This window comes from Mycobacterium sp. D16Q13 (assembly GCF_002013375.1).
Classification (GTDB): Bacteria; Actinomycetota; Actinomycetes; order Mycobacteriales; family Mycobacteriaceae; genus Mycobacterium.
Genome location: NZ_MAEW01000001.1, coordinates 361,285 through 383,178 on the forward strand (window position 1 = coordinate 361,285; position 21,894 = coordinate 383,178).

Consider the following 21,894-nt stretch of genomic DNA (forward strand, 5'->3'; position numbering starts at 1 on the left):
TGCCCGGCGAACGCCCGGCCCGGAAAGAAACGGATCACCGTGACCGACCCTCACGCTCTTCGCGCGAGCGGCTCACCGCAGACGGAGACACCACGCCCCCTGTGGCGGGGCATCGCGACGCTGGCCGCGGTCGCGGTCATGGTGGTCACCGGAGCCGCCTGGGGAAAGATCGGCAACATCGATCCGAACATCGCCCGGTTCGACCTGCCGGGCCTGTTCGGCAACGCCGGGAAACCCAATGATGGCGCGATCGACATTCTGATGGTGGGCGTCGACAGCCGCAGCGACGCGCACGGCAATCCGCTCTCGCAGGACGAGCTGGCGATGCTGCGCGCCGGCGACGAGACGGCCACCAACACGGACACGATCATTCTCATCCGCATCCCCAACAACGGAAAATCGGCAACGGCGATCTCCATTCCCCGCGACTCGTACGTCACCGTCCCGGACGGCACCAAGGGAAAGATCAACGGCGTCTACGGTGAAGCCAAAGAGAACGACCGGCAGAAGCGCGTCGAATCCGGTGAGACCCTCGAGGCAGCCGAGCGCGAGTCGGTAGATGCGGGGCGTTCGGCGCTGATCCAGACCGTGGCGAAGCTGACCGGTGTCACCGTCGACCGCTACGCCGAGGTCAGCATGCTCGGGTTCGTGCTGATGACCAACGCGCTGGGTGGCGTCAACGTGTGCCTCAACGAGGCTGTCTACGAACCGATGTCGGGCGCCGACTTCCCCGCCGGTCCGCAGACCCTCGATGGTCCGAACGCCTTGAGCTTCGTGCGGCAACGCCACGACCTGCCCCGCGGTGATCTCGATCGCGTGGTCCGCCAGCAGGTGGTGATGTCCTCCTTGGCGCATTCGGCGCTCTCCGGCGGAACGCTGACCAACGGAACGACCCTGAGCAAGCTTCGCGATGCGATCACGCGCACCGTGGTGCTCAGCGAGGGTTGGGACGTCATGGACTTCATTCAGCAGTTGCAGAAGCTGTCCGGGGGCAACGTGGCGTTCGCGACCATTCCCATCCTGCGCGAGGACGGTTGGACAGAGGACGGTACGCAGAGTGTCGTGAAGGTCGATCCCGATCAGGTGCGCAGCTGGGTGTCCGGCCTCCTGGACCAGCAGGCCGCCGGCAAGACCGAACAGGCCACCTACTCCAAGGACCAAACGACCGCCGACGTGGTCAATGAGACGGAGATCAACGGCCTCGCCGCTGCGGTGTCGGAACTGTTGGTGGGCAAGGGATTCACCGCGGGCAAGATCGGCAACAATGATGCCGACCACGCGGGTAGCAGCCAGGTCCAGGCCGCCAAGCAGGACGACGTAGGCGCCAAGGCGGTGGCCGAGGCGTTGGGGTTGCAGGTGGTCGAGAAACAGGGCCTGCCCGAGCGCACCGTTCGCGTGGTGCTGTCCAACGACTACCACGGACCCGGGTCCGGACGGGATACCACGCTGGCATCCGCGGAGAGCGGCTCGACCACAGAGGAAGAAGCGCCCCCGCCGCCACCGTCGCCCATCTTCACCGCGGCCAACGGGCCGCGCTGCGTCAACTGATGAACCTCACCTCTCTGCTGCTGGGCGACGCGAACAGTCCGGCGCCGCGGATCACCTACTACGACGACGCCACCGGCGAACGCATCGAGCTCTCGACGGTGACGCTGGCCAACTGGGCCGCCAAGACCGCCAACATGCTGCGCGACGAGCTTGGTGCGGGACCAGGGTCCACGGTCGCGGTGCGGCTGCCCGCCCATTGGCAGACCGCGGGTGTGCTCCTCGGAATCTGGTGGGCCGGTGCCGAAGTGGTGCTCAACGGTGAGGACAGCTCCGATGTCGCGTTCTGCACGCCCGGTGACGAACCGGACGCCGACGAGGTCTGCGTGCTCTCGCTCGACGCTTTCGGGCGCCCGGTGCCCCACCTGCCGCTTGGGTTGACCGACTATTCGACGGCGGTTCGAGTCCACGGAGACCGGTTCTCACCCGCAGGTGCCGGGCCCGCCTTGAACGGCCGCACCGCCGATGAGGTCGCCGCCGCCGCACGGGAAAGTGCCGCCGCCCAGAGCATCACGGCCGAGGATCGGGTGCTGAGCTCGGGCTCCTGGGACACGCCGGACACGCTGACCGCCAATCTCCTGGCGGTGCTCATCGCTGGCGCCTCATTGGTGCAGGTGGCCAATCCCGACCCCGCCGGACAAGAACGGCGGGTTGTCGCCGAGAAGGTCACCCGCACCCTCCCCTAACGCAAGTTAGGAACCAAGCAGTGCGCGGGTCATCACGACGCGCTGAATCTGATTGGTGCCCTCGTAGATCTGGGTGATCTTGGCATCGCGCATCATCCGCTCCACCGGGAAGTCGGTGGTGTACCCGGCGCCGCCGAACAGCTGCACGGCATCGGTGGTGACCTCCATGGCCACATCGGAGGCGAAGCACTTAGACGCCGAGGAGATGAAGCCCAGGCTCTTCTCGCCGCGCTCGGCGCGCGCGGCGGCGGTGTACACCAGCAGGCGGGCGGCCTCGACCTTCATCGCCATATCGGCCAGCATGAACTGCACACCCTGGAAGTCACTGATGGACCGGCCAAACTGCTTGCGGTCCTTGGTGTATGCGATGGCCTGGTCCAGTGCACCCTGCGCGATCCCGAGGGCCTGCGCACCGATGGTCGGGCGGGTGTGGTCCAGCGTCTCCAGCGCGGTCTTGAATCCGGTACCCGGTTCACCGATGATCCGGTCGCCCGGAATCCGGCAGTTCTCGAAGTACAGCTCTGCCGTCGGCGAGCCCTTGATGCCGAGCTTGTGCTCCAGCGGGCCGACGGTGAATCCCTCGTCGTCCTTGTGCACCATGAACGCCGAGATACCGTGGGCCTTCTTCTCGGGATCGGTCACCGCCATCACGGTGTACCAGGACGACTTGCCGCCGTTGGTGATCCAGCACTTGGAGCCGTTGATCACCCAGTCGTCGCCGTCGGCCTTGGCGCGGGTGCGCATGCTGGCCGCATCACTTCCGGCCTCACGCTCGGACAGCGCGTAGGAGGCCATCGCCTCACCGCTGGCGATGGACGGCAGCACCTGGCGTTTGAGTTCCTCGGAGCCGCTCAGAATCAGGCCCATGGTGCCCAGCTTGTTCACCGCCGGAATCAGCGAGGAGGAGGCGCATACCCGCGCGACCTCTTCGATGACGATGCAGGCGGCCACGCTGTCGGCGCCCTGACCGTCGTATTCCTCGGGAACGTGTACGGCGTTGAAGCCCGAGGCAACCAGCGCATCAAGGGCTTCCTGAGGGAAGCGCGCCTTCTCGTCGACATCCTTGGCGTAAGGAGCGATCTCCTTCTCGGCCAGACCACGGATCGCCGCACGCAACTCGTCGTGCTCCTCAGCCAGCTTGAACAGGTCAAACGACGGGTTTCCAGCCATCACAGCCTCCAGGATCGAACAGTTAGTCGCCGTTAACTGTACGTCACGGTCAATTTAGTCGCCTAATAGTCTGCGCTGCAGCGCAGCATCCTTCTCGAGAACCGTTGCTTCCATGCTCGCCTGGAAGGCGACAACCTTCTCGCGCAACCCGCGATCGGATACCCCGAGGATCCGCGCGGCCAGCAGTCCCGCATTGCGCGCTCCGCCGATGGACACCGTTGCCACCGGCACGCCCGCGGGCATCTGCACGATGGACAGCAGCGAGTCCAGGCCGTCCAACCGCGCGAGCGGTACCGGAACGCCGATGACCGGCAACGGGGTGGCCGAGGCCACCATGCCGGGCAGATGCGCCGCCCCGCCCGCCCCGGCGATGATCACCTGAATGCCCCGGTCCGCGGCTGTTTGCGCGTACTCCAGCATGCGCCCCGGCGTTCGATGCGCCGACACAACACCCACTTCGAACGGAATCTCGAACTCCGCCAGAGCATTCGCGGCATCCGACATCACCGACCAGTCACTGTCGCTGCCCATGATCAGGCCGACCCGTGCGCTCACCATCCCTAGTGCCCTTCCGTCCATCCGTCGGTCCATACCGCGTGCGATAACCAGTGCGCGGCTCGCTCGGCGCGCTCCCGCACCTCGGCCACGTACTGCGGATCGGCCGCCGAACCATCCGCGCGGCCCTGAATATTCACATGCCCGAGCTTGCGTCCCGCGCGCTCGCCCTTGCCGTACAAGTGCACCTTCGCCTCCGGGATGCGTCCCATCAAGTGGTGCATCCGCTCGTCGAGTGACATCGCGGGCGTCTCGTGTGCACCCAGCACATTGGCCATGACGGTCACCGGGGCCAGCTGTTCGGTGGAGCCGAGCGGATAGTCGAGCACCGCACGCAGGTGCTGTTCGAACTGTCCTGTCCGCGCACCGTCCATGCTCCAATGGCCGGAGTTGTGCGGGCGCATCGCCAACTCGTTGACCAGCAGCCGCCCGTCATTGGTTTCAAACAGCTCCACCGCCAGACACCCGGTCACACCCAGATCGGTAGCGATGCGCAGTGCGAGCTGCTCTGCCTCCATCGCCCGTTCCTCCGGCAACCCTGGCGCCGGCGCGATCACCACGGCGCAAATTCCATCCCGCTGAACGGTTTCCACCACGGGCCAGGCGGCGCCCTGCCCAAACGGCGAACGGGCGACCATCGCCGATAGTTCACGGCGCATATCGACGCGTTCCTCGGCGAGTAGCTCCACCCCGGCGGCCAACTGCTCGGCGGCCACCGCGCGCGCCTCGTCCAGATTGTCGGTGATCCACACGCCGCGGCCGTCGTATCCGCCCCGTACCGCCTTCAGCACAACCCGGCTGCCCGTCTCGGAGGCGAACTTCTCGACATCGGCGACGGTCCTGACGTCCGCGAAGCCCGGGACCGGGGCGCCGATGCTCTTCAATTTCCGCCGCATGAACGTCTTGTCCTGCGCGTAGATGAGAGCCGACGGCGGCGGCTGCACGTTGACGCCCTCGCTCTGCAGCGTCTCCAGGAATGCGGTGGGGACATGTTCGTGATCGAAGGTCAGCACGGTCGCACCCTTGGCCGCCCTCCGCAGATCGTCGAGATCTGTATGCGAACCCAACACGACATCGGGGGTGACTTGAGCCGCCGGCTCATCGGCCGCGTGAGCCAGCACCCGCAGTGTCTGACCGAGCGCAATCGACGCCTGGTGGGTCATCCGGGCCAGCTGACCACCACCGATCATGGTGACGACGGGAGTTTCGGACACAGACATATGTTGTCATGCTGGCCACGCGGCCCGGCCGGAACGGTCCGCCCCAGCCATCGTCAGCAGCTGAAATACCGCGATCACATACACACCCGTAGCCAATGAGGTCGGCGGACCGCTTCGCGCTGCCATGCCATTTTCCGTACACTCGCCATTTGTGTCTTTCGCCGATGCCACCATCGCCCGGCTGCCCCGGTTTATCCGGCCTGTGGCCGAGCAGCACCATGAGCTGATCAAGTTCGCGATCGTCGGTGGGACCACGTTCATCATCGACTCGGGCATCTTCTATGCGCTCAAGCTGACGATCCTGGAGCCCAAGCCCCTCACCGCGAAGATCATCTCCGGCATCATCGCCGTCATCGCCTCCTACATCCTCAACAGGGAGTGGAGCTTCCGGGACCGCGGAGGCCGCGAGCGGCACCACGAAGCGCTGCTGTTCTTCGCGGTCAGCGGCATCGGCGTGCTCATCGCCATGGTCCCGCTGTGGGTGTCGAGTTACATCCTCGAGCTGCGCGTGCCGAATGTGAGCCTGACGGTGGAGAACATCGCCGACTTCATCAGCGCCTACCTCATCGGCAATCTGTTGCAGATGGCGTTCCGGTTCTGGGCCTTCCGCCGGTGGGTGTTTCCCGACGAGTTCGGGCGCCACGACCAGGCCCCCGTCACCCTTGTGACCGGCGAGACCGAGCAGGATGACGCGTCAGAAAGCGGCAACTCCGTGCACCCGCATACGGGGCTGCCGAACAGCACCACCGTGCATCACGGCACCGAGGTCGGCCGTGGCCTGTACGGCTCAGCGCATCACGTGGCGGGAGGCCGCTCCCGGCCCCGCCCAGTGGAGCGACTGTCGCCCTCTTCAGAACCAAGGGTGTCGAAGACCTCGTGATACAGCAGCGAGTGGACGTATTCCACGCGCGGTATCTCATGAAATTCCAGCGGATCCTGTGACGCCGATTCGATGATCAGCGTGCCGGTGCGCAAAATTCTGTCCACCAGGCCATGACGGAACTCCACGCTGTTGATCCGTGCCAACGGGATGTCAATTCCCGAACGGCTCAACAATCCGTGACGGAACATCACGCGCCGATCGGTGATGACGAAATGCGTGGTCAGCCAGTTCAGGAATGGCCACACGCTCAGCCAGCCGACCAGCACCAGCCAGACGACACCGATCGCGATCATCACCACGTTCTTCGCGGTGGCCTGCCAGTCGGTGTTATCGACCATCGCGGCGACAAAGGCCGCCGCGCCGGTGGACAGAATCAGCACCAGCGCCGGGCCAATCAGTCGCTTCCAGTGCGGATGATGGTGCAACACCACCTGCTCGTCGTCGGCGAGGACGTTCTCCGGATACCCCACGTGCGGCGACTTTACTGCTCGCCGTGCGGGCGCAGATGCGTTATGTCGCCCGCCGTGACCGCGGTGACGGTGCCATCGGCACTCTCGATACGGAGCTGTCCGTCGTTGCCGAGCCCGACGGCGACGCCGATCAGTTCACGCTCGCCCGGCAGCTCGGCACGCACCTTCGCCCCCAGGGTGACGCTGCGTGCGCGGTAGTCCGCCAACAGCTGATCGTCCACACCCCGCCCGGTGCGCCAATGCTCGACGCGGTCACCGAGCTCACGCAGCACCGCACGCGCCAGCTCATTGCGATCGGGATTGGCCCAGCCGAGGATCGCCAGCGAGGTGGCATTGGGGTCCGGCAGCTCGCGCTCGGTGAAGGTGGCGTTGAGACCGAGACCGAGCACGATGGCCGACTGGGGCGTGGCAACCTCCGCCAGGATCCCGCACAGCTTGCGTCCTTCGACGAGCACATCGTTGGGCCATTTGAGCCCGGCCTGGATTCCGGTGACCTCCGCGACCGCGTCGACGATCGCCACACCGGCCAGCAGCGGCACCAAACCCCACCGGTCCGGCGGCACCTCACCCACGCCGATACCCACCGACATGGACAGCTGCGTGTGCGCGGGGGCGCCCCAGTTACGTCCGTGGCGCCCGCGGCCGGCGGTCTGGTGTTCGGCGAGCAACACGACGCCGTCAATGTCCTCCCCCGCCGCGGCACGCGCGACCAGATCGGCATTGGTGGATCCGGTTTCGTCGACGACGTCGATACGGCGCCACTGTCCGCCGGGGCTGTCGGTGAGGGTGAGTTTGTCCGCGGTCACCTGCCCAGCCTAGGGCGATCAGTGAGATGTGGCGACGGCCCGCTCGGCGAGATTCTCTTCGACCTCGTGCACCCACACCTCGTGGGCATGCGTGGTGTCCACTTCGATCTCAAAGCGTTCCGTCATGTCCGGGGTGATATCAGCCAGATTCACGTAGAACTGCTCGTACCAGCGACGGTGCTGATACACCGCGCCGTCCTCCTGGGTCAGCAGCGGATTGTCTATGCGCGTCTTGTTCTTCCAGATCTCGACGTCCTCCAGGAACCCGTCGCCGAAGGACTTGGCCATCGCGGCGGCGAGCTTACGCGCATTCTCCGCGGGCAAATCGGGCATCTCCTGGATGGCTACGCCCCACTGCAAGACGAAGGAATTGTGCGTTACCGGGTAGTGGCAGTTGATGAGCGCCACCTCGACGGTGAATCCGGGGCCAAGGTCGTTGTGGATCCAGTCGATCATGTATGCCGGGCCGAAGTATGTGGCCTCCGACCGTACACCCGTTCCTTCCCAAAGCTTTTCGGGGTTAGGAACATAGTCTGGCCGTGGCTTGGACTCCATGAACTGACTGGCGGTCTGCCCCTCGATGACGTTCTTGAAGTACGTCGGATAGGCGTGGTGAATGTAGAAGAAGTGCGCCATGTCGACATTGTTGTCAACGATCTCACGGCAGTGCGATCCCTCGATGAGGATCGAATTCCATTGCCATGGAGACCATTTTCCCTCTTGGTAACCTTCGATCGCCGGCGGGGCGAGCTCGACAGGCGGTGCGGATCCCTCCGGGTCATGCCATACGAGGAGTTGGCCGTTCACCTCGAGAGTGGGCCAGCTACGCGTGCGCGCGAGCTTCGGGGTGCGCTTGGCATAGGGCACCAGCGTGCACTTTCCATCACCGCCCCAACGCCAATCATGGAATGGACACGCGATGCTGTCGTCCTTGACGCTGCCCTGCGACAGATCGCCACCCATGTGACGGCAATATCCATCCAGCACTTTGATATCGCCGCGGGAATCGGCGAACACCACCAGCTTGGTGCCGAATGCCTCGACGCCGTGCGGCTCACCACCATGGAACGACTCAGCCAATCCCAGGCAATGCCATCCCCGGGCAAAGCGAGTCATCACTGTGCCACTATCGATTTCGCGAATCGCGCCGTCAGTCTGCATGGGGGCTGTCCTTTCGCTGACTTACTTTCATACTGCGCTCTACAGCAGCCGTTGTCGCCCATATGCGGTGAATTGAGCATCGAGTGCGGTTTTGTCCAGCGGTCCCATCCGCCGGAACACCGGGGCGTCCCTTCCCTCCCAACGGAACACGGGCTCGTCGGTATGCCAGCGCTGCTCCTGCAGCTCGCGTTTGAGAACCTTGTTGGACCCGGTTACCGGCAGGTTGGCCGACACCCGCAGAAAACGTGGAATTCCCTTGCTGCCCAGATCCTCCTGTAGTGACAGGTACTCGACGAAACCGTCCACATCGAACGCATCCGGGTCGGCCACCTCGATGGATGCCATCACCTGATCGCCGGAGCGCGGGTCGGGCACCGCATACACCCCTGCCGCGATCACGGCGGGGTGGCGCCGCAGCACCCGTTCGATGGTCAGCGCCGAGGTGTTCTCCCCGTCGACCCGGATCCAGTCGCCACGCCGACCCGCGAAATAGATGAATCCGGCCGCGTCGAGATAGCCGAGATCACCAGTCCAGTACCACCCGTTGCGGATGCGGTCGGCGTCGGCATCGTCATTCTTGTAGTAGCCCTCAAAGCCGCGCCTGCCCTGTTTGTCGACGATCTCCCCCACCGCATCGTCGACGTTGAGCACACGCCCGTGCTCATCGATAATGGCTGCGACACAATCGTTGAGCGTTCCCGGGTCGACGATCGACACACCTTCGTGGGCCGGACGCCCCAGCGCGCCAGTCGGCGCATCGGGATCCAGTGCGACCGCTCCCCCGCCCTCGCTGGACCCATAGCCCTCGAACAGTTCCGCGCCGAACCGTCGCCGGAACACCGCCTGATCCTCCGGCGACGCCTCAGTGCCGAATCCTCGCATCAGCTGGTTATCGGCGTCGTCGGACTGCTCCGGGGTGGCCAACAGGTATCCGAGTGCCTTGCCCACGTAGGTAAAAAACGTCGCACCGAAGTAGCGCACATCGGGCAGGAAACGCGACGCCGAGAATGTCGGTGTCACACAGATCGTGGCACCGTTGGCCAGTGCGGGAGCCCACAACGCCATCAACGCATTCCCGTGGAACAGCGGCATACAGCAGTAGTCGACATCGCGGCGGCTATGCCCGAATTTCTCGGTGGCCAGGTAGGCAATCTGTGCAAGCCGTCCCTGGCTGCATTTCACCGCCTTGGAGGCGCCGGTCGTGCCGGAAGTAAAGAGCAGCAGGAGTAGCGAATCGGCATCTACCCCCTCGGAGGCCGCTGCCACGGTGCGATTCTCGTCGATCAGTGCAAGGTATCCGGAACTGTCGATCACCAGGAACCGGTCCGCCGTGACACCGAGGTCCAGTCCCCGCAGCCGGTCGAGGTGCTGGGTATCGGTGACGATCAGCTGGCAGTCGGTGTGACGGATCTCGGCTGCCATGTCCGCCGGCCCACGGGTGGGGTTAATGCCCACGATGGTGGCCCCGGTCAGGGCGGCGGCGCCGAGCCAGAAGACGAAATCCGGGACGTTCTCCAACAGGACCCCGATATGAAAAGGCCCGCCGGCCCTCAGCTTCCGCGCGAGTGCGCCCCGAGCGGCGGACTCACCGACCACGTCATTCCACGTCCAGTCGCGATCGCGGGTACGCAGCCCCGGATGACTGTCGCCCACACGGTCGAGGAGCATGGACGCGATATCGGCCCGGGGCGCGCTCGTGCCGGGGGTGGACGTAGCGGTCATATCGCCGATGTTGCACCCATCGCACCCGCGCATTCCAGCCACACCACGGTCTCGCCATCGGACCAGCGGACACCGACCGGCGATCCGGCCAGTTCCCCCGCCGAACGCACCGCTGCCTCGGTGTCTGCGACGTCGAGCTGGCCGAAATGGGACACGATCGTGAACACCAGGTCAGCATCCAACGCAGGCTGTTCGTACATCTCCTTCTATTTACCGCTATCGGTGAACATCTATTCGAGAAAATTTCTGAGAACTCTCTAAGGCCCATGCGTGTTCTGCCGGGTGGGGCGCGATAACATCGGGACCCATGACGACCACCGAGCCGGATATCCACACCACCGCGGGCAAGCTCGCCGATCTGCGTCGGCGCAGCGAGGAGACACTGCACCCGGTCGGTGAAGCCGCCGTCGACAAGATCCACGCCAAGGGCAAGCTGACCGCCCGTGAGCGCATCTACGCGCTGCTCGACGAGGGCTCGTTCGTGGAATTGGACGCGCTGGCCAAGCACCGCAGCTCAAACTTCGGCCTGGGCGACAAGCGCCCGCTCGGCGACGGCGTGGTGACCGGTTTCGGCACCATCGACGGCCGCGACGTGTGCATCTTCAGCCAGGACGTCTCGGTGTTCGGCGGCAGCCTCGGCGAGGTGTACGGCGAGAAGATCGTCAAGGTGCAGCAGCTGGCCCTCAAGACCGGCCGCCCGCTCATCGGCATCAACGAGGGCGCCGGCGCCCGCATCCAGGAGGGTGTGGTCTCCCTCGGCCTGTACAGCCAGATCTTCCACAACAACATCATCGCGTCGGGCGTCATCCCGCAGATCTCGCTCATCATGGGCCCGGCCGCCGGTGGCCACGTCTACTCGCCCGCGCTGACCGACTTCATCGTCATGGTGGACCAGACCAGCCAGATGTTCATCACCGGCCCGGACGTCATCAAGACCGTCACCGGCGAGGACGTCACCATGGAGGAGCTCGGTGGCGCGCACACCCACGAGGCGAAATCCGGCACCACGCACTATGTCGCCTCCGGCGAGCAGGACGCCTTCGACTACGTGCGCGACATCCTGAGCTACCTGCCGTCGAACAACGCCTCGGAGCCGCCGCGCCATCCGGGTCCGGAGCCCACCGACGGCGCCATCGAGGATCACCTCACCGATGAGGACATCGAGCTCGACACGCTGATCCCGGACTCCCCGAACCAGCCGTACGACATGCACGAGGTCATCACCCGCATTCTCGACGATGACGAGTTCCTCGAGGTGCAGGCCGGATACGCACAGAACATCATCGTCGGATTCGGCCGCGTGGACGGCCGCAGCGTCGGCATCGTCGCCAACCAACCCACCCAGTTCGCGGGCTGCCTGGACATCAACGCCTCCGAGAAGGCCGCGCGGTTCATCCGCACCTGCGACTGCTTCGGTGTCCCGATCATCACCCTGGTGGATGTGCCCGGCTTCTTGCCCGGCACCGAGCAGGAGTTCAACGGCATCATCCGGCGCGGCGCCAAGCTGCTGTACGCGTACGGCGAGGCCACCGTTCCGAAGATCACCGTCATCACCCGGAAGGCCTACGGCGGCGCATACTGCGTCATGGGCTCGAAGGACATGGGCGCCGACGTCAACGTCGCCTGGCCCACCGCCCAGATCGCGGTCATGGGCGCCTCCGGCGCGGTCGGGTTCGTGTACCGCTCGCAGCTGGCCGAGGCATCCAAGAACGGCGACGACGTGGACGCCCTGCGCCTTCAGCTGCAGGCCGAGTACGAGGACACCCTGGTGAACCCGTACATGGCTGCCGAGCGCGGATACGTCGACGCGGTCATCCCGCCGTCGCACACCCGCGGCTACATCGCCACCTCGCTGCGCTTGCTCGATCGCAAGATCGTGCGGCTCCCACCGAAGAAGCACGGAAACATTCCGCTGTGACGAATGAAGAAGGTGCGTCCGTGACCGACGAGACCGTAACCGCCGAAAGCGATTCCGGGAAGGTGAAGGCTGCCGACGTGCAGGTTCTCAGCGGCAACCCGACCGACGCGGAGATCGCGGCTCTGGTCGCGGCGCTGAGCGCTTTGGCCTCGAAGGCCGAGACCGAGAGCCTCAAGCCCCGAAACCTCTGGGCCGAGCCGATTGACATGCTGCGCTACAGCCCGCACAGCTGGCAGCGAGTCACGTTGTTCGAGCGCGCGAAGCTGGCGCGTCCACAGGGCACGTTCTAGGCAGCCGTCACAGGCCCCGTGACCGCATTTGTACTCGCGTCCGCGTCCCCCGCGCGCGAACGGATCCTGGAGCAGGCCGGTCTCAACCCGGTCGTCATCGTGTCGCACGTCGACGAACATCTCGTCATGGCGACGCAGCCTTCGGGTACCACGCCAACGCGCGCCGTAGAGGTTCTGGCCTGCGCCAAAGCTTTTGACGTCGCGACGACATTGGCCGGCGCGGTGGCCGCCGATGCGGTGGTGCTGGGCTGTGACTCGATGCTCTTCCTCGACGGCACGTTGCAGGGCAAGCCGGGCACCATCGAGGAAGCTCGCCGCCGCTGGGGACTGATGGCCGGACGCTCCGCCGAGCTGCTGACCGGACACTGCCTGGTGCGGGTCATCGACGGTAAACCCGTCGCACGTGTCAGTGAAACGCGATCGACCACAGTGCGTTTCGGCACGCCATCGGCAGAAGATCTCGAGGCCTACCTGGCCACCGGCGAGCCGCTTCAGGTAGCGGGCGCATTCACACTCGACGGCTTGGGCAGCTGGTTCGTCGAAGGCATCGACGGCGATCCATCGAATGTGATCGGCGTCAGCGTTCCGCTGCTGGGGCGGCTGCTGGACAAGCTTGGCGTACCCGCCTCGTCATTGTGGGTCGGTCACGTTAAGCACGTGCCACCAAAGCCCTTTCACCCGGATACGCCCACGGTTGCTCCACTGCCGCCTCGCATGGTGCCGCTCGTCGACTCGCTCGTGATGATCGGGCCAACCCAACAGCAGGAATTCAAGGACGTCCACGGCAACCCGATTCCCCACATGCCGTCGGTGAACACCAGCTTCCAAACCGCTTGCAGCGATGATTCGTTCGACCTCGGTGTGCACACCAACCGCGGCGCCTGCCTATGGACCGGCGACTATCTGAACACCGGCGACGGCATCCAGCTGATAGCCGTAGACCCCGCCAGGCCCTCGGTCGCACTGGGCGGGCGCTCAAAACCCCTTGTGCTGCCCTCGAATGCACAGGACGGCGCCCGGCTGCTGCCCACCGGATCGGCGGAGTTGGCGCACCGCTCGCTCTTGTTCGCCTCGTGCATTCCGTCGCCGGGATGCAGCACCTTCGTGTCGGCCGACACCACCGTGTACGACGTGAGCGAGTCGGGTAAGTCGTCATACCGGCCGATGGGAGTCATGGTCGGCATCTCGCAACCGAGCGGGGTCTCGGTACCCGGTCGCCGCATGCTGGTGGCGGGCAATGTCGGAACCGGGCCCTGGGCGCCACGATTCGCCTGGCTCACGCCGCCCATCGACGATCCGGCGTTCCTGGACTCGTCCGCCTGGGAGAAGATCGGTCAGATCACCGGTGGCGGGGATCGCGAAAATCAGCTGTTCGCCCTGCCCGCGGGCGGTTTCGGACTGCTGGATTCCAATGGCTCCGGCGACGCACACATCGGGCTCAAGCTGTTCCGGACTCCGCAGGAGCTGGTCAGCGAGCCCATGACGGTGCTGATCCGCAACGATCCGTCCGATCCGCGGCCGGATGACCCGTTCATCTCCCGGGATCCGCACAAGCTGCTGCAGCCGTACGGGCCCCAGGTCGTCAGCGTCACCATGAACGCCGACGGCACCCAGACGCTGTATTTCCTTGTGAGCCAATGGGTTACCGATCCGACGCGGGCTTACCGAACCATCCTGTATTCCATCGTCCTGACACCCCAGTACCTCAGCATCTAGCCCTGGCCGAACAGCTCTGGACGCTCGGCGGCCTGGCGCCAGTCCTGCGGCGTGCCCAACAGCGCGAACGCACTGCGCAGCATCGCGGCGCGCACCGCGCGCCTGCCATCGCCGGGCGTGGACAGATATCGATAGCAGCCCGCCTGCATGCTGGCGAGCAGCACACCCAAGGTCTCCGCAGTGGGCGCGGGCCTGCCGCTCGCGATCAGCGCCTGCTGTATGACTTCGATGAGCCGGCTCTCGTAGGTGGCCCGTAGCAGGCGAGCGGGCGACGAAGGATCGTGTTGTTCGATATGGAAAACAAGCCATGAATCACGGCCGCGTTCGGCCGTATCGAGATACACGTCCAGGCCCGCGCTGAGCTGTTCCATCAGGGCGCCTCCGGCATTCACCACCGGCGCCCACTGCGCCAGCATCTGCTGCTGACTCTCCGTCACCAACGCCGTAATCACCTCTGCCACACCGTCGAAGAACGTATAGAAGGTGGGTTTCGATAGCTCGGCACGCTCGGCGATCCGCGCGACCGTGGTGCCCCGGTAGCCGTGCTCGGCATAGACCGCACCAGCGGCGACCAGGATACGAGCGCGCGTCGCCGCACGCTGCTCGTCGGTCTGGGGCGGGCGCCCCCTGGACCTCCGGGGATTGACAGACATCGCGCCGCAGCCTACCTTTTCATTTAATTTGACGTCAGCGTTAAACAATTATGTCACGGAGGCCCGCCCGGCATGACCGACATCCACATTCCGACCCCGAATGGCGAGATCAGCGCCATCCTGGAGACACCTGACGGCGACGGACCCTGGCCGTCGATCATCGTGGTCCACGACATCAACGGCTCGACTCCCGACCTGCGCCGCATCACCAAGAATGTCGCCTCGAACGGCTACGTGGCGCTGGCACCCGATCTGTACTCACGTGGCCGGATCCGCTGCATCACCAGGGTCTTGACCAATCTCGCCACTCGTCGCGGGCGGGCCGTCGAGGAGGTGCTGGCCGCCCGTGACTACGCTCAAACATTGCCTTACACCACCACTTCAGTGGGGGTGGCCGGCTTCTGTATGGGCGGCGGATTCGCGATGATCACCGCGACCAAGGGATTCGACGCCGCCGCACCCTTCTACGGTGCGATGCCCGGCCCCTATGGAGACCACTTCGAGGGATCGTGCCCCATCGTCGCGAGCCTGGGCACGCGAGACCCATTCGTGGTCCGGGGTGAGCCCCGGTTGCGCAAGGCGCTGGACGCCCACGGCATCGAGCACGACATCAAGAAATACGACGCGGGCCACAGCTTCGCCAACCAACTGCCCATGCAACCGCTGATGCGGATCGCCGGATTCGGGCACTCCCCCGAAGCCGAAGCAGATGCCTGGCAACGGGTCTACGCCTTCTTTGCTCAACACCTTCGCGATGACGACCGGCTGCAGGAGGCCCGATGACGACGACACTCGACCGAATTCGCGAGCTGATCCGGCCCGACGCGCTCGACGGTGGCGCACACTCATCGGCCGGATACCTGGATCTGCTCCCGCCGCCTTCGGACCAGCCCCAGCGTGGCGCACAGCGCGCCATGAACAATCCCGTCGTCGCCGCGGTCTACGAAGGGCCCTGGCGCTGGGGGCAGACGGTGCTCTACACCGGCATCACTCCGGCCGCCGAACGACGCCGCGCGGCAGAGTCTCTGCGACTCAACGGGGCCCACCAACTACTCGATGTCGCCTGCGGGCCCGGGAACTTCACCAGGTATCTGGGACAGCACCTGGACTCCGACGCACTGGCGGTCGGGCTGGACTTCTCCGAGCCCATGCTGCGGCGCGCGATCCGGACCAATACCGCCGACGGTGTCGGCTACCTGCGTGCGGACGCGCGCACTCTGCCGTTCGACGACGCAAGCTTTGATGCGGTGTGCTGTTTTGCCGCACTGTATTTGGTGCCCGAACCGTTCAAGGTTCTCGACGAGATGGTTCGCGTGTTGACTCCGGGCGGGCGCATCGCGGTAATGACCAGCTGCACACGCGGCCCCGCGCTACTCCGGTCGGCATCCGTGAAACTGGCGGCCCTCGGCGGCCTGCACGGATTCGACCGGTCCGACATCACGTCGGCACTGCGGCACGCGGGATTTCAGGACATCGAACAGGAAGTCCGGGGCTTATCGCAATTCGTGAGTGCGACAAAGAGTTAGACGAAGGCGCTCAGCAGCAGCACCATCGCGAATCCGACGACCGAAATCACCGTTTCCATCACCGACCACGATTTCAGAGTCTGCCCCACCGTCATCCCGAAATACTCTTTCACCAACCAGAATCCGGCGTCGTTCACGTGGGAGAAGAACAGCGATCCCGCACCTATCGCAAGCACCAACAGCGCCACGTGTGCGGTAGACATGTCCGCCGCAAGCGGAGAGACAATGCCGGCGGCGGTGATGGTCGCTACCGTGGCGGACCCGGTCGCCAACCGAATGAGCACTGCGATAAGCCATCCCAGCACGAGGGCGGGAATCTGCCATTTCTCTGACCAGGTGCTCACGGCATCCCCGACGCCCACATCGATCAGGGTCTGCTTGAACCCACCTCCGGCACCGACGATGAAGACGATTCCCGCAATGGGGCCGAGTGACTTCTCGATGACTCCCGAGACACCCATGCGGTCGAGCCCCGAAGCCCTTCCCAAGGTCACCATGGCCACCAGGGTTGCCGCCAACAGCGCCACCAGTGGCGTGCCGACGGTATCGAAAATCCTCTGCACCAACGATTTCGGATTATCGATCACCACATCGGAGAGTGCCTTCGCCAACATCAGCGTCACCGGAAGCAAGATGGTAACCACCACCGCGAGGACACTCGGGGCGGGCCCCTTGCGTTCGACTTCGGGCGCCGTCGCGGTGGGAATGGCCAGGGGCCCCACCCAGCGTTCCGCGACCCGCGCATAGAGAGGCCCCGCGACAATCAGGGTGGGCACCGCCGCCACGAGACCAAACGCCAGGGTGACACCCAAATCCGCCTTCAGCGCGTCCACCGCTACCAACGGACCCGGATGTGGCGGGACCAGTCCGTGCAATACGGACAGGCCCGCCAGCGCGGGAATGCCCACACGTAGCAGCGGCACATTTCCCCGGCGTGCCACCAAGAGCACGATCGGAATCAGCAGCACCACACCCACTTCGAAGAACAGAGGCAGCCCCAGCACTGCGGCGATCAACGCCACCGCCCACGGCAGCATGCGCGGACTGGACCTAGCGAGCACGGCATCGGCGACGATATTGGCACCGCCGGAATCGGCGAGCAGGCGACCCAGCATCGCCCCCAATCCGATGAGTAGTCCCACACCGGCGATGGTCGAGCCGAACCCTGTGACAAAGGATCCCAGCAGTTTGTCGAACGGAACACTCGCGACGGCGGCGAGAGTCCCTGACCCCAGCAGCAGCGCCAGGAACGGATGCAGCTTAAGCCGGGTGATCAGCAGGATGATCACGCCGATGCTCAGCACCACCGCGGTAAGCAGCCGAACGTCGCTCGTGGTGTGCGGGATCTTTGCCGGCTCGGCCAGCAGAAGCAGGTTCGCGCTCATGCGCCGAGCTGCCTCAGTGCTCCCGCTACCAGTTCCTCCGGCCCGATGCCCACATTCAGCTCGACACCCTTCTCGTCGGGTTGTAATGGTTCGAGAATCTCGAACTGCGAGTCCAACAACGATGTCGGCATGAAATGTCCTGCGCGATGCGCCATTCGGTCACCGATGAGCGCCCTGTCGCCGGACAGGTGCACGAAAAACGCATCCGGGTATCCCGCACGGAGAACGTCGCGGTAACGGCGTTTGAGCGCAGAGCAGGTCACCACCCCGCCGGACCCCTCCCGCCTGCGCTCGGACATCCATTCGGCGATCCGCTGCAGCCACGGCCATCGATCGGAGTCGTCCAGCGGAATGCCCGCCGACATCTTGGCGATGTTGGCTTCCGGATGGAAGTCATCCCCCTCCGCACAGGGCGCGCCCAGGCGCTGCGCCAAAGCCTGCGCCACGGTCGACTTGCCGACCCCTGCCACACCCATGACCACCACGACGGGCGGAGACGTTTCGGCCACTAGACCCCCTTGGGCGCCTTCTGATTCATGAAGCCGAACATATACCCCGCCACCCGGCGCATCTGAATCTCCTCGGCGCCCTCGGTGATCCGGTAGCGCCGGTGATGGCGGTAGATGTGTTCAAACGGCATATGCCGCGAGTACCCCATCCCGCCATGGACCTGCATGGCGCGATCAGCGGCCTCACAGCACAACCGGTTTGCGACGTAGTTGCACATCGAGACCTGTTCCGAGACCGAGAACGGACCATAGGTATCCATGGACCACGCCGTCTTGTGGATCAACGCGCGCAGCATCTCGCACTGAGTCTGCAGCTCGACGAGCGGGAACTGGATCGCTTGGTTCGATGCCAATGGTTTACCAAAGGGTTTGCGTTCCTTGGCATATTCGACAGATCGGTCTATGCAGTACTGGGCCGCACCCAGACTGGAAGCGGCTTGCCGGATCCGGTTCTCGTTGAAGAAGTGCTGTACCACCCCCAGCCCGCGTCCCTCTCCGCCGAAGATCGCCGAGTCGGTAACCCGTACCTCCGTCAGCGAGACACGGGCGTGATCGGTGGGCATGTTGAAGGTCCAGAGATACTCCTCGACCTTGAAGCCGGGTGCGTCCGCGGGCACCAGGAATGCGGTGATGCCGCGTCCATCACCGGGATCACCCGAGGTGCGGGCGAATATCAGGTCGGCATCAGCGATGTGCACACCGGTATTCCAGGTCTTCTCGCCATTGATTACCCAGTCCGAACCATCTTTTGTGGCCCGGGTTTCCATATGGGTGGCATCGGAGCCGTGCTCCGGCTCGGTGATACCGAACGCGAAAAACTTGGTGCCGCTGGCCAGTCCCTCCACCCATTCGGCCTTCTGCTCCGCCGAACCGTACTCCAGCATGAGCAGCAGCCCGACATTGTTGCCCACGATGGCGTGCTCGTTCTGCAGGTCACAGTGCAGTCCAAGGCCGCGCCGAGCCAGATGCTCGCGAATGACCGCCATCCCCAGGTTGGAGCCGTCCCGCCCACCGAACTCCGCGGGGAACGGGTACCGAAGGTGACCCGCCGTATCGGCACGCAGACGTGCCTCACCGAGCAGTGCTTCCCACTCCCCGTTGGGCAGACCGCCACGCTCCCAATCGGTTCGGGAGTCTTCCCGTCGGTGATCGAAGAACCGGATGTTGTCATCGGCCTGCTCGAGCGGCACGATCTCACGGTCAATGAACTCGTCGAGCTCGGCGAGATAGTCGACGAGCTCGGGCGGCAGTTCGAAATTCATCTGGCTCCTTCCGGTACCTATGGATTTATCGATGGCTTCGTCAACATCAACAAGTCCCACTCGATCTCAGGTATCCGGCGACCGCTGGCGGCCATCACAATATCCCGCACGCTCCCGTCCAGATACGACTTCGCTTGCGCGGCAAGACCCACACCCCACCACAAGGTGCCGAGGACCTTCCACCACTGGAATCGGTCGACGTGAAATGTTCCACCGGCGTTCTCGTATGCGCGCACGAACACGTCACGGCCCCCGAACCCGCCGAACTCGCGCTCGTCCTCACCGAACCGCCACATCCGCAGGGCCGTCCAGGCCACATCCCGCATCGGATCCCCGAAACGCGTGGCGCCCTCCCAATCCAGCACGGCACGCAATCCGTCCTCGCCGACGATGACATTGCCGTTGCGAATATCCGTGTGTACCAGGCACCGCTGCGCCGGAGGACCGGGCATGTGCTCGGTCAACCAGGACAGGGTGCGCTGGAACACCGGCCGATCCGAAAGCAGCGCCGCCACCCCCTCGCGCATCTGTTCCAGCATGACGACTGCCGGTTCGGCCTCCGGGTCACCGGGTAGATCGGGCGGGGCCATCGCCGGGTCGATCCCGTGCAGTCGTCCCATGGCCGCACCGAGCTGGTCCGCCACCAGATCGGCGATTCCCGTGGATTGGACCAGGCGAAGCACCTTGCGCGGTACCGTCTCCCCCGCGATGCGCTCGGAGATCATGAAGGGCGAACCGAGATACGAGGATTCGGAACAGACACCGCGAACCCGGGGCACCGGAACTCCGTGGCTGCGCGCCAACTCACGGACCCCAGCCTCACTGCTCACCGGAACCTGCTGCACGACCGCGGGCACAATCGTCGCGACCAGTTCGAGGGTTTCACCCCCGGAAGTGGCGTCCAGCAGCACATTTCGCCGCCGCGCACCAGCGGATACGCCGACCACACCCGACACTTCAAACTTCTTGCCGAACTCGTCGTTCAGGTAGCGAGTCAGCCCGTCGCTCAGATCCGTCATTGCCCGATGCTCTTCGCCGGGGGGCCTCATCACTGCCCCTCCCAGGCGTCGTACCCGGGTTTGACGACCGCGAGCTCACCGCGTACCGCCTCGACCAGATCGGCCCATGAAGGGTCCCCGGTAGGCGGCGCCGCAGGCAAGGTCAGTTCTCGCTGCAGAATCCTGGCGATGTTGGCACCGACACGGGCGCGATGCACCGAAGATGAGGGCAGCTCGGATTGGAGGTCGTCGAGCAGTTCGGCGAGAGCACCCGCCAGTTCCGCTGCGGTCGGAATGAAGGGCACCACCCGTTTGTACCTTCTATGGTGCGTCCCACGGGGGAATAGCGAAGAAACTCCGAGGGTTGCTCCAGTTCATGGCGAGACCTTTGTCGATTCTGGATCTGGCGCGGGTGGCGCCGAACGAGACCGTGGCGGAGAGCTTCGCCGCGAGCGTCGAGATCGCGCGGCACGCCGAAGCGCTGGGATTTCACCGCGTCTGGTACGCCGAACACCACAACATGCGGTCCATCGCCTCGTCGGCGACGAGTGTCCTGATCGGACATGTCGCCACCCAGACGTCAACCATCCGACTGGGCGCGGGCGGCATCATGCTGCCCAACCACTCGCCGTTGCAGATCGCCGAACAGTTCGGAACGCTCGAGACCCTGCACCCGGGACGCATCGACCTCGGCCTCGGCCGGGCCCCAGGGACGGACCAAGTGACTCTGCGCGCGTTACGGCACTCTCCCGCGGACGCCGAGCACTTCCCGCAGGACGTCATCGAGCTGCAGGCGTATCTGGGCGAGCAGAGTCGGGTCCAGGGCGTGACCGCAACGCCGGGACGCGGCACGCATGTGCCGCTCTACATCCTCGGCTCATCGCTGTTCGGCGCGAAGCTGGCGGCGGTATTAGGCCTGCCCTATGGTTTCGCTTCGCATTTCGCGCCGCCGGCACTGCAGGATGCGGTCGCGCTCTACCGGCGAGAGTTCCAGCCTTCCGAGCAGTTGCAGGAACCGTATGTCATCGCGGGGGTCAATGTGATTGCCGCGGACGACGAAGCCACCGCGCGGGAGCAACATCGCGCGGCACTGATCGAACGCGCCAAGCTTTTCCTGCATCGCAGCGGCGGCCCCCGCCTCACCGACGACGAGGCCCTCGCCGCTCTCGAGTCCCCTGCTGGACAACAGATTCAGGCGATGACGAAGTACTTCGCGGTAGGAACACCCGACGATGTGGGCGCGTACCTAGACGATTTTGCGCAACTGGCCGATGCCGATGAGCTCATCGTGGTGCCCAATGCGCCCGACCGGAAACTGCAACTGCGGTCGTTGGAGATCGTGGCTGAGGTCAGCGGGCTGACGCCGCGCGGCTGAATTCACTTCTGTCACAGTTGTTTCAGGGTGCGGTTAGTTGTCGG

Annotated in this window: 22 protein-coding genes and 1 pseudogene; 9 read left to right on the forward strand and 14 right to left on the reverse strand. The window is 64.9% G+C overall.

Features of this window, described 5'->3' with window-relative positions:
• The first annotated feature begins 39 nt into the window (after window positions 1–39).
• Window positions 40–1,548, forward strand: a complete 1,509-nt coding sequence (locus B4400_RS01795) for an LCP family protein (protein ID WP_078308698.1) — start codon at window positions 40–42, stop codon at window positions 1,546–1,548.
• Window positions 1,545–2,231, forward strand: coding sequence for a TIGR03089 family protein (locus tag B4400_RS01800; protein ID WP_139360076.1), 687 nt, complete (start codon window positions 1,545–1,547; stop codon window positions 2,229–2,231). Before B4400_RS01795 ends, B4400_RS01800 begins: the two co-directional genes overlap by 4 nt.
• A gap of 6 nt (window positions 2,232–2,237) precedes the next feature.
• Here B4400_RS01800 and B4400_RS01805 read toward each other — a convergent pair whose 3' ends face one another.
• Genes B4400_RS01805 through B4400_RS01815 form a run of 3 tightly spaced genes read right to left on the reverse strand, consistent with a single transcriptional unit; the run spans window position 2,238 to window position 5,170 of the window.
• Window positions 2,238–3,401 carry an acyl-CoA dehydrogenase gene (locus B4400_RS01805; RefSeq protein ID WP_078308696.1) on the reverse strand — a complete coding sequence of 388 codons (1,164 nt, stop codon included), beginning with the start codon at window positions 3,399–3,401 and terminating at the stop codon, window positions 2,238–2,240.
• 54 nt (window positions 3,402–3,455) lie between these two features.
• Window positions 3,456–3,959 (reverse strand): 5-(carboxyamino)imidazole ribonucleotide mutase, encoded by a 504-nt coding sequence (gene purE / locus B4400_RS01810; RefSeq protein WP_170914904.1) that lies wholly within the window; start codon window positions 3,957–3,959, stop codon window positions 3,456–3,458.
• Window positions 3,960–3,961: 2 nt separating this feature from the next.
• Entirely contained in the window at window positions 3,962–5,170 is a 1,209-nt protein-coding gene (locus B4400_RS01815; protein WP_139361223.1) for a 5-(carboxyamino)imidazole ribonucleotide synthase, read from the reverse strand.
• Window positions 5,171–5,327: 157 nt separating this feature from the next.
• Here B4400_RS01815 and B4400_RS01820 point away from each other — a divergent pair, with 157 nt between their 5' ends.
• Complete coding sequence (locus B4400_RS01820; protein ID WP_078308994.1) at window positions 5,328–6,056, forward strand: GtrA family protein; 729 nt, start codon at window positions 5,328–5,330, stop codon at window positions 6,054–6,056.
• Here B4400_RS01820 and B4400_RS01825 read toward each other — a convergent pair.
• The 5 genes and pseudogenes from B4400_RS01825 to B4400_RS01845 form a co-directional block, all read right to left on the reverse strand.
• Complete coding sequence (locus B4400_RS01825; protein WP_078296681.1) at window positions 5,972–6,529, reverse strand: PH domain-containing protein; 558 nt, start codon at window positions 6,527–6,529, stop codon at window positions 5,972–5,974. The two genes, B4400_RS01820 and B4400_RS01825, sit on opposite strands and share 85 nt — an antisense overlap.
• Before the next feature lie 11 nt (window positions 6,530–6,540).
• Window positions 6,541–7,335: a biotin--[acetyl-CoA-carboxylase] ligase gene (locus B4400_RS01830; protein ID WP_078308693.1), complete on the reverse strand. Its 795-nt coding sequence runs from the start codon at window positions 7,333–7,335 to the stop codon at window positions 6,541–6,543.
• Window positions 7,336–7,353: 18 nt separating this feature from the next.
• Window positions 7,354–8,496 (reverse strand): 3-ketosteroid-9-alpha-monooxygenase, oxygenase component, encoded by a 1,143-nt coding sequence (locus B4400_RS01835; RefSeq protein WP_078308692.1) that lies wholly within the window; start codon window positions 8,494–8,496, stop codon window positions 7,354–7,356.
• A gap of 39 nt (window positions 8,497–8,535) precedes the next feature.
• A complete protein-coding gene (casI, locus tag B4400_RS01840; RefSeq protein ID WP_078308691.1) occupies window positions 8,536–10,218 on the reverse strand; it encodes a steroid-22-oyl-CoA synthetase in 1,683 nt (560 codons plus the stop codon).
• Window positions 10,218–10,418 (reverse strand): annotated as a pseudogene (locus B4400_RS01845) (PucR family transcriptional regulator); the annotation flags it as partial. The pseudogene B4400_RS01845 and the gene casI, both read right to left, overlap by 1 nt.
• A 107-nt stretch (window positions 10,419–10,525) precedes the next feature.
• Here B4400_RS01845 and B4400_RS01850 point away from each other — a divergent pair.
• Genes B4400_RS01850 through B4400_RS01860 form a run of 3 tightly spaced genes read left to right on the forward strand, consistent with a single transcriptional unit; the run spans window position 10,526 to window position 14,142 of the window.
• The gene (locus B4400_RS01850) at window positions 10,526–12,136 is read left to right on the forward strand and encodes an acyl-CoA carboxylase subunit beta (protein WP_078308689.1); all 1,611 of its coding nucleotides are present in this window, start codon (window positions 10,526–10,528) and stop codon (window positions 12,134–12,136) included.
• Between the two features lie 20 nt (window positions 12,137–12,156).
• Complete coding sequence (locus B4400_RS01855) at window positions 12,157–12,426, forward strand: acyl-CoA carboxylase epsilon subunit (protein ID WP_078308993.1); 270 nt, start codon at window positions 12,157–12,159, stop codon at window positions 12,424–12,426.
• 18 nt (window positions 12,427–12,444) lie between these two features.
• Entirely contained in the window at window positions 12,445–14,142 is a 1,698-nt protein-coding gene (locus B4400_RS01860) for a Maf family protein (RefSeq protein ID WP_078308688.1), read from the forward strand.
• Here B4400_RS01860 and B4400_RS01865 read toward each other — a convergent pair.
• The gene (locus B4400_RS01865) at window positions 14,139–14,795 is read right to left on the reverse strand and encodes a TetR/AcrR family transcriptional regulator (protein ID WP_078308687.1); all 657 of its coding nucleotides are present in this window, start codon (window positions 14,793–14,795) and stop codon (window positions 14,139–14,141) included. The genes B4400_RS01860 and B4400_RS01865 overlap by 4 nt on opposite strands.
• Before the next feature lie 72 nt (window positions 14,796–14,867).
• Here B4400_RS01865 and B4400_RS01870 point away from each other — a divergent pair, with 72 nt between their 5' ends.
• Both B4400_RS01870 and B4400_RS01875 read left to right on the forward strand, forming a co-directional pair.
• The gene (locus tag B4400_RS01870) at window positions 14,868–15,578 is read left to right on the forward strand and encodes a dienelactone hydrolase family protein (RefSeq protein WP_078308686.1); all 711 of its coding nucleotides are present in this window, start codon (window positions 14,868–14,870) and stop codon (window positions 15,576–15,578) included.
• The gene (locus tag B4400_RS01875) at window positions 15,575–16,321 is read left to right on the forward strand and encodes a class I SAM-dependent methyltransferase (RefSeq protein ID WP_078308685.1); all 747 of its coding nucleotides are present in this window, start codon (window positions 15,575–15,577) and stop codon (window positions 16,319–16,321) included. The genes B4400_RS01870 and B4400_RS01875 overlap by 4 nt, the downstream gene beginning before the upstream one ends.
• Here the strand turns inward: B4400_RS01875 and B4400_RS01880 are convergent.
• The 5 genes from B4400_RS01880 to B4400_RS01900 are packed head-to-tail and all read right to left on the reverse strand — an operon-like array spanning window position 16,318 to window position 20,780.
• Window positions 16,318–17,706: a GntP family permease gene (locus B4400_RS01880; protein ID WP_078308684.1), complete on the reverse strand. Its 1,389-nt coding sequence runs from the start codon at window positions 17,704–17,706 to the stop codon at window positions 16,318–16,320. The two genes, B4400_RS01875 and B4400_RS01880, sit on opposite strands and share 4 nt — an antisense overlap.
• A complete protein-coding gene (locus B4400_RS01885; RefSeq protein ID WP_078308683.1) occupies window positions 17,703–18,215 on the reverse strand; it encodes a gluconokinase in 513 nt (170 codons plus the stop codon). The genes B4400_RS01880 and B4400_RS01885 overlap by 4 nt, the downstream gene beginning before the upstream one ends.
• Entirely contained in the window at window positions 18,215–19,477 is a 1,263-nt protein-coding gene (locus B4400_RS01890; RefSeq protein WP_078308682.1) for an acyl-CoA dehydrogenase family protein, read from the reverse strand. The genes B4400_RS01885 and B4400_RS01890 overlap by 1 nt, the downstream gene beginning before the upstream one ends.
• A gap of 17 nt (window positions 19,478–19,494) precedes the next feature.
• Window positions 19,495–20,496 carry a phosphotransferase family protein gene (locus B4400_RS01895; protein WP_078308681.1) on the reverse strand — a complete coding sequence of 334 codons (1,002 nt, stop codon included), beginning with the start codon at window positions 20,494–20,496 and terminating at the stop codon, window positions 19,495–19,497.
• Window positions 20,497–20,525: 29 nt separating this feature from the next.
• Window positions 20,526–20,780 carry a hypothetical protein gene (locus B4400_RS01900; protein ID WP_078308992.1) on the reverse strand — a complete coding sequence of 85 codons (255 nt, stop codon included), beginning with the start codon at window positions 20,778–20,780 and terminating at the stop codon, window positions 20,526–20,528.
• A gap of 71 nt (window positions 20,781–20,851) precedes the next feature.
• On the opposite strand from B4400_RS01900, the gene B4400_RS01905 reads away from it, so the two are divergent.
• Window positions 20,852–21,850 (forward strand): LLM class flavin-dependent oxidoreductase, encoded by a 999-nt coding sequence (locus tag B4400_RS01905; protein WP_078308680.1) that lies wholly within the window; start codon window positions 20,852–20,854, stop codon window positions 21,848–21,850.
• Window positions 21,851–21,894: the final 44 nt, after the last annotated feature.

Bases quoted from the DNA above. Each gene is read 5' to 3' on its own strand.
- purE (WP_170914904.1), bottom strand. From the start codon at position 3,959: ATGGTGAGCGCACGGGTCGGCCTGATCATGGGCAGCGACAGTGACTGG.
- B4400_RS01805 (WP_078308696.1), bottom strand. From the start codon at position 3,401: ATGGCTGGAAACCCGTCGTTTGACCTGTTCAAGCTGGCTGAGGAGCAC.
- casI (WP_078308691.1), bottom strand. From the start codon at position 10,218: ATGACCGCTACGTCCACCCCCGGCACGAGCGCGCCCCGGGCCGATATC.
- B4400_RS01865 (WP_078308687.1), bottom strand. From the start codon at position 14,795: ATGTCTGTCAATCCCCGGAGGTCCAGGGGGCGCCCGCCCCAGACCGAC.
- B4400_RS01880 (WP_078308684.1), bottom strand. From the start codon at position 17,706: ATGAGCGCGAACCTGCTTCTGCTGGCCGAGCCGGCAAAGATCCCGCAC.
- B4400_RS01895 (WP_078308681.1), bottom strand. From the start codon at position 20,496: ATGACGGATCTGAGCGACGGGCTGACTCGCTACCTGAACGACGAGTTC.
- B4400_RS01835 (WP_078308692.1), bottom strand. From the start codon at position 8,496: ATGCAGACTGACGGCGCGATTCGCGAAATCGATAGTGGCACAGTGATG.
- B4400_RS01850 (WP_078308689.1), top strand. From the start codon at position 10,526: ATGACGACCACCGAGCCGGATATCCACACCACCGCGGGCAAGCTCGCC.
- B4400_RS01875 (WP_078308685.1), top strand. From the start codon at position 15,575: ATGACGACGACACTCGACCGAATTCGCGAGCTGATCCGGCCCGACGCG.
- B4400_RS01890 (WP_078308682.1), bottom strand. From the start codon at position 19,477: ATGAATTTCGAACTGCCGCCCGAGCTCGTCGACTATCTCGCCGAGCTC.
- B4400_RS01905 (WP_078308680.1), top strand. From the start codon at position 20,852: ATGGCGAGACCTTTGTCGATTCTGGATCTGGCGCGGGTGGCGCCGAAC.
- B4400_RS01870 (WP_078308686.1), top strand. From the start codon at position 14,868: ATGACCGACATCCACATTCCGACCCCGAATGGCGAGATCAGCGCCATC.